This is a genomic window from Mycobacterium angelicum (genome assembly GCF_002086155.1).
Classification (GTDB): Bacteria; Actinomycetota; Actinomycetes; order Mycobacteriales; family Mycobacteriaceae; genus Mycobacterium; species Mycobacterium angelicum.
Genome location: NZ_MVHE01000011.1, coordinates 130,519 through 136,705, shown reverse-complemented (window position 1 = coordinate 136,705; position 6,187 = coordinate 130,519). Strand labels below are relative to the sequence as shown.

Here is a 6,187-nt window from a genome sequence, read left to right as displayed (position 1 = left end):
GGGTGCGCTCGCCAACGGCACCGGCGGGGCGGGCGGCGCCGGCGGCAACGCCGGCTTCCTCTCCGGCAACGGCGGCGATGGCGGCACCGGCGGGCTCGGCGTTACCGGTGGAGACGGCGGAGCCGGCGGCAATGCCGGGGTGTACGGCGACGGCGGTAACGGCGGCGCCGGCGGCCCGGGCCTGGCGGGGTCCGGAGGCAAGGGCGGTACCGGCGGCAACGGCATGCTGATCGGTAACGGCGGTAACGGCGGCGAGGGCGGGACCGGCCCGCTGCCGGGTGCCGGTGGCATCGGCGGCGCCGCCGGGTTGCTACTCGGCTTGGATGGGCTGACGTAGCAGGTGGGGTCCAGCGGTGGGCTGAACTAGGTACCGCGCAGCGTCTGGATCACGGCGCTGAAGTCCTTGTCGGCGTGGTCGGTGGCGAACCGGGCGTAGATCTCGGCGGCGTGGCGGCCCAGTGGCGCCGTGGCACCGGTGGAGTCCACCGCATCCATCGCCAGTCCCAGGTCCTTGTTCATCAATGCCGTCGCGAACCCCGGTTTGAAGTCGTTGTTGGCCGGCGACGTCGGCACCGGTCCCGGCACCGGGCAATTGGTGTGCACCGCCCAGCAATTGCCGGTGGCTCCGGTGATTACGTCGAACAACGACTGCGCCGACAACCCCAGTTTCTCGGCCAGCACGAACGCTTCGCCGATCGCGATCTGCTGCACGGCCAGCACCATGTTGTTGCAGACCTTGGCGGCCTGTCCGGCGCCGGCCGAACCGCAGTGAATGATCTTGCCCGCCATGGGTTCCAGTACCGGACGGGCCTTTTCCAGCGCCGCCTCGTCACCGCCCACCATGAAGGCCAGCGTTCCGGCGACAGCGCCCTTCACCCCACCGGAAACGGGTGCGTCGAGCTGGAACATGCCGTGGGATTCGGCCAGCGAGTGCACCTCGCGCGCGTCGTTGACCGAGATGGTGGAGCTGTCGATGAACAGCGTGCCGGCTTGGGCGGCGGGCAGCACCTGCGCATAGCAGCGCTTGACCACCTCACCGTTGGGCAGCATGGTGATGACCACGTCCGCAGTGGCCACCGCTTCGGCCGGGTCGTTGAATACCGTCGCACCCTTTTCCGCCGCGGCCGATGCTGCGGCGGGCACCGGGTCGAAGCCGCGCACAACATGTTCGGCGGCAACGAGATTCGCCGACATCGGCGCTCCCATGTTGCCCAGGCCCAGGAACGCGATGGTGCTCATGTCCGCCTTTCTAAGCGGTAGCGCGAAAGCGCGCGGCCTCGGCGCGGCCGATGACCACCCGCATGATTTCGTTGGTCCCTTCCAGGATTCGATGCACCCGCAGATCACGGACGATCTTTTCCAGACCATACTCCCGCAGGTACCCGTAGCCACCGTGCAACTGCAACGCCTTGTCGGCGACGTCGAAGCAGGTGTCGGTGACGTAGCGCTTGGCCATCGCGCACAGCTCGACCTTGTCGGCGGCGTCGCCGTCCAAGGCACTGGCCGCGCGCCACAACAACATTCGCGACGTCTCGACGCCGGTGGCCATGTCGGCCAGGGTGAACCGGATGGTGGGCTCGTCGAGCAGGCTGGTGCCGAAGGCCGACCGCTCGCGCACGTAGGCACCCGCCTTATCGAAGGCGGCTTGCGCGCCACCCAGTGAGCACGCCGCGATGTTGAGCCGGCCACCGTTGAGGCCGTTCATCGCGATGCCGAAGCCGGTGCCCTCGCCGTCGGCGCCGCCCAGCATCGCCTCGGCAGGCACTCGCACACCGTCGAGAATCACCTGAGCGGTGGGCTGTGCATGCCAACCCATCTTCTCCTCTGGCGCGCCGAAACTCAGCCCGGGCGTGTCCTTTTCGATGACGAACGTCGAAATACCGCGCGGGCCTTCGTTTCCGGTACGGGCCATTACGACGTACACGTCGGATGCTCCGGCGCCGGAGATGAACTGCTTGACACCGTCGAGCACATAGTCCGCGCCCTGCCGGACGGCTCGGGTGCTGAGCGCGCTGGCATCGGAGCCGGCACCGGGCTCGGTGAGGCAGTAGCTGGCGATGACGTCCATGGTGGCCAGCCGCGGCACCCAGATCTTGCGCTGTTCGGCGGTGCCGAAGGTGTCGATCATCCAGGCGCACATGTTGTGGATGGACAGGAAGGCCGCGGTCGTCGGGTCGGCGATGGCCAGCTGCTCGAAAATCCGCACGCCGTCCAGCCGGCGCAGCCCGCTGCCGCCCACATCGTCGCGGCAGTAGATCGCGGCCATGCCCAACTCGGCGGCCTCGCGCAGCACATCCGTCGGAAAGTGCTTGGTGGCATCCCATTCCAGGGCGTGCGGAGCAAGGCGCTTTTCGGCGAAGGCGGCGGCTGTTTCGGTGATCACCCGCTCTTCGTCGTCGAGGGTAAACATGAGCTAGCTCTATTTCATTGTGGGGATGACGAATTCGGCGCCATCCTTGATGCCGGAGGGCCACCGCGAGGTCACGGTCTTGGTCTTGGTGTAGAAGATGATGGACGAGGGGCCGTGCTGGTTGAGGTCGCCGAAGCCGGAGCGTTTCCAGCCGCCGAAGGTGTGGTAGGCCACCGGAACCGGGATCGGCACGTTGACCCCGACCATGCCCACCTGCACCCGGGAGACGAAGTCGCGGGCGGTGTCGCCGTCGCGGGTGAACACCGCCACGCCGTTGCCGTATTCGTGCTCCGACGGCAGCCGCAGGGCTTCTTCGTAGTCGTGGGCGCGCACGATGCACAGCACCGGTCCGAAGATCTCGTCGGTATAGATCGACATGTCGGGGGTTACGTGGTCGAACAGCGTCGGCCCGATGAAGAAGCCGCTTTCCAGGTTCGCGTCACCGAACGTGAGGTCGTCGCTGGCGCGGTCGCGGCCGTCGATGACCAGTTCGGCGCCGGCCTCCACGCCCTGGCCGATGTAGTCGCGCACCCGGTGCAGCGCTGCCTCGGTGACCAGCGGGCCGTAGTCGGCCTTGGGGTCCAGGCTGTGTCCGACGCGCAGGTTGTTGATCCGTTCAATCAGCCTGGCGCGCAACCGGTCTGCGGTCTGTTCGCCGACGGGAACGGCGACGCTGATGGCCATGCAGCGTTCGCCGGCGCTGCCGTAGCCGGCGCCGATCAGGGCGTCGACGGCCTGATCGAGATCGGCGTCGGGCATCACGACCATGTGGTTCTTGGCGCCCCCGAAACACTGCGATCGCTTCCCGGTGGCCGCGGCACCGGAGTAGATGTACTGCGCGATGTCGGAGCTGCCGACGAAGCCGACGGCCTTGATCTCGGGGTGGTTCAGGATCGCGTCGACGGCTTCCTTGTCGCCGTGCACCACCTGGAACACGCCGGCCGGCAGCCCCGCCTCGACGAACAGCTCGGCCAGGCGTACCGGGACCGACGGGTCGCGCTCGCTGGGCTTGAGAATGAAGGCGTTGCCGCACGCGAGGGCGGGGCCGGCCTTCCACAGCGGGATCATCGCCGGGAAGTTGAACGGGGTGATGCCGGCGACCACACCGAGTGGCTGCCGTAGCGAGTAGACGTCGATGCCGGGGCCGGCGCCTTCGGTGTATTCACCTTTGAGCAGGTGCGGAATCCCGAGGCAGAACTCGATGACCTCGATGCCGCGCTGAATGTCGCCCTGCGCGTCGGGCAGGGTCTTGCCGTGTTCGCGGGATAGCAACTCGGCCAGCTCGTCGGTGTTCTGGTTGACCAGTTCGATGAAGCGCATCAGCACCCGGGCGCGGCGCTGTGGATTCCAAGCGGCCCAGCCTTTTTGGGCCTCAGCCGCCGACGCCACCGCGGCGTCGATGTCGGCCTGCGATGCCATCGGCACCTGCGCTTGGACACCGCCGGTGTTGGGGTCGAAAACGTCGGCGGTGCGGGTCGATTGGCCGGCGGTGCGCTGCCCGTCGATGAAGTGGGGGATCTGCGTGGTCATGGGTGCCCTTGAGGGTCGAAGCGTGGAAGGCGGATACTTGCATATCCTAGTAAATCGGCTTGCGCGTTGGCAAGGCGAGTGACTTGTCGAAGGGGTTGGGACTGCCTAGCTTTTCGGCGTGCATGAAGACGCGGGGCTGGGCGCTAGTGCAGCGCGAGCGCGCGAAACGGTGCTGGGGCGGCTGTCCGACCACCTGTGGAGGCCGACCGGATAGTCGCTCCAACGCTGCGAGCCGCCTATGAGAGCGCGGTGCGAGGACGCCAGCAGCTTGGGGCCATCGCGGCGGACATCGAGAGGGCCGTCGCGAATCAGCGGGCACTGTCCCTCGACACCCCGGCCGGTGCTGCGGCCTTCTCGAGGTTCCTCGCCGTCAAGACGCAAGACATCAACCGCGTGGTTGCCGAGACCACCGCGCACGTCCGCGCCGGGGTGGCCACACTCGAATCCCTGGGACCGTCGTACCAAGCTGCCGGGTTCGGCCCTAAGCCAGAAGAACCGCCGCCTGCCCCGGTGCCCTTTCCTCCTTACCAACCGAAGGTGTGGGGAGCGTGCCGGGCACGAGGGCAGGATCCGGACAAGGTCGTTAGAACCTTCTACCACGCTCCGGTCAGCGCAGGATTCCGGTCGCTGGGCGCCGGTGACTCGGTCTTGTATTGCGGCAACGACAAGTACGGACTGCTGCACATTCAGATGCGACACTTCCGTGACTGGGATGAGATTGCGAACACGCGATGGCCGAGCGCAGGCAATTGGCGCTATCTCGCCGACTACGCAATCGGTGCCACCCTGGCGTATCCCGAACGGACGGAGTACAACCAGGGCAACGACACATTTGCCCTCTATCGAAAAATATCGACGCCAGACGGCAGGTATGTTTTCACAACCCGCGTCGTGATTGCAGCCAGCGACGGGAAGATCGTCACGGCCTTCCCGCAAACTGGAGGGTGAGCATTTTGATCCGAGGAGGTGACCGCTTGGCCCAACCGCCGCGTAGCTACTCCGCGCGCCGCGATCTTATCGCCGAGAAGCTGGAGCCCTATTTCGAAATCAGCGCAATGCTGCCGAAGAACACCAGACCCACCTCCGAAATCGCCGAAGAATTTTGGGACAATTCGCTGTGGTGCAGCTGGGCTGACCGAGAAACGGGATATCTTCGCACCGTCACGGTATCCATTTACCAGGCCGCTGACGGCGAGCGTGAAGCCGACGGAGTTCGGGACATGATGCGGGAAGAGTGCTCGCCGGGATTGGATTTGCGGGCACCAAACCCAGAGGCGTATGAAGTGCCTGGCCAGCCGTCTGGAGCGTACGTGTTTGTGCTCAACTATTTGTCGCGTGTTACGGCCATCGTAGGCAACTGCGTAACCGACATCATGCCGCGCGGAACCGGCATCGACCTGAGCAAACTTGCCGATGTCGCACTGGATGTCGGCCGCACCGTCGGCTGCTCGGCCTACCAGAACGACTTCACGTTGCCTGAGGTTCCGCAAGAATGGCGCAATCAGCCGGTCGGGTGGTCCACCGAGGAATTCCCCCCGTACATACCGGGGCAACAAAATCCGACATAGGCCGTTGATGCGCCTTTCGCCTGTAACCCTTTTCGGCGAGTGACGGGAAGATCATCACGGCATTTCCGCAGACGAAGGGGTAGGTGGGTTGACCAAAGAAAGCGCCGAGCCGCCGCGTAGCTACTCCGGGCGTCGCGATCTGATCGCCGCGAAGCTGGAGCCTTACTTCGAAATCAGCGCCATGGTGCCGAAGAACAGCAGACCGACCTCGGAAGCGGCTGAGAAATTTTGGGATAACTCGCTGCTATGCAGTTGGGCCGATCGAGAAACGGGCTATGGGCGAGTAGTCACCGTGTCAATTTATCGGGCAGCTGACGGCGGACGGCGAGCCAACGAGATTCGCGACATGATGCGCGAAGAGTGCCCACCCGGCCTCGATCTGCGGACCCCGAACCCGGAAGCTTATGAAATCACCGGCCCGCTGCCCGGAGAACATGTTTTCGTGCTGCACTACCTGGGTCAGGTGAGAGCCGTGGTGGGAAAGTGCGTCGTCGACATCATGCCGATGGGCACCGGTATCGACCTGAGCAAACTAGCCGATGTGGCGCTGGATATAGGCCGCACCGTCGGCTGCTCGGCATACCGAGAACGACTTCACGTTGCCCGAGGTTCCAGAAGAATGGCGCCGTCAGCTGGTCGGGTGGTCCACCGAGGGATTCCCTCCCTGCCGTTGATGCGC

5 protein-coding genes and 2 pseudogenes are annotated in these 6,187 nt (G+C 65.5%); 4 read left to right on the top strand and 3 right to left on the bottom strand.

From position 1 onward, the window contains the following. Nucleotides 1–337 (top strand): annotated as a pseudogene (locus tag BST12_RS31955) (PE family protein); the annotation flags it as partial. Between the two features lie 26 nt (nucleotides 338–363). Here the strand turns inward: BST12_RS31955 and mmsB are convergent. The 3 genes from mmsB to BST12_RS10485 are packed head-to-tail and all read right to left on the bottom strand — an operon-like array spanning nucleotide 364 to nucleotide 3,940. Then, nucleotides 364–1,239, bottom strand: a complete 876-nt coding sequence (gene mmsB, locus BST12_RS10495; protein ID WP_083113031.1) for a 3-hydroxyisobutyrate dehydrogenase — start codon at nucleotides 1,237–1,239, stop codon at nucleotides 364–366. Nucleotides 1,240–1,249: 10 nt separating this feature from the next. Then, a complete protein-coding gene (locus tag BST12_RS10490; protein WP_083113030.1) occupies nucleotides 1,250–2,410 on the bottom strand; it encodes an isobutyryl-CoA dehydrogenase in 1,161 nt (386 codons plus the stop codon). Between the two features lie 9 nt (nucleotides 2,411–2,419). After that, the gene (locus BST12_RS10485; RefSeq protein WP_083113029.1) at nucleotides 2,420–3,940 is read right to left on the bottom strand and encodes a CoA-acylating methylmalonate-semialdehyde dehydrogenase; all 1,521 of its coding nucleotides are present in this window, start codon (nucleotides 3,938–3,940) and stop codon (nucleotides 2,420–2,422) included. 195 nt (nucleotides 3,941–4,135) lie between these two features. Between BST12_RS10485 and BST12_RS10480 the strand changes: the two genes are divergently transcribed. The 3 genes and pseudogenes from BST12_RS10480 to BST12_RS30755 all read left to right on the top strand — a co-directional run bounded on the left by BST12_RS10480 (nucleotide 4,136) and on the right by BST12_RS30755 (nucleotide 6,182). Continuing rightward, nucleotides 4,136–4,888, top strand: coding sequence for a DUF4226 domain-containing protein (locus BST12_RS10480; RefSeq protein WP_083113028.1), 753 nt, complete (start codon nucleotides 4,136–4,138; stop codon nucleotides 4,886–4,888). A gap of 26 nt (nucleotides 4,889–4,914) precedes the next feature. Next, entirely contained in the window at nucleotides 4,915–5,508 is a 594-nt protein-coding gene (locus BST12_RS10475; RefSeq protein ID WP_083113051.1) for a DUF7956 family protein, read from the top strand. Nucleotides 5,509–5,647: 139 nt separating this feature from the next. Continuing rightward, nucleotides 5,648–6,182: pseudogene (locus tag BST12_RS30755) on the top strand (DUF7956 family protein). Nucleotides 6,183–6,187 lie beyond the last annotated feature (5 nt).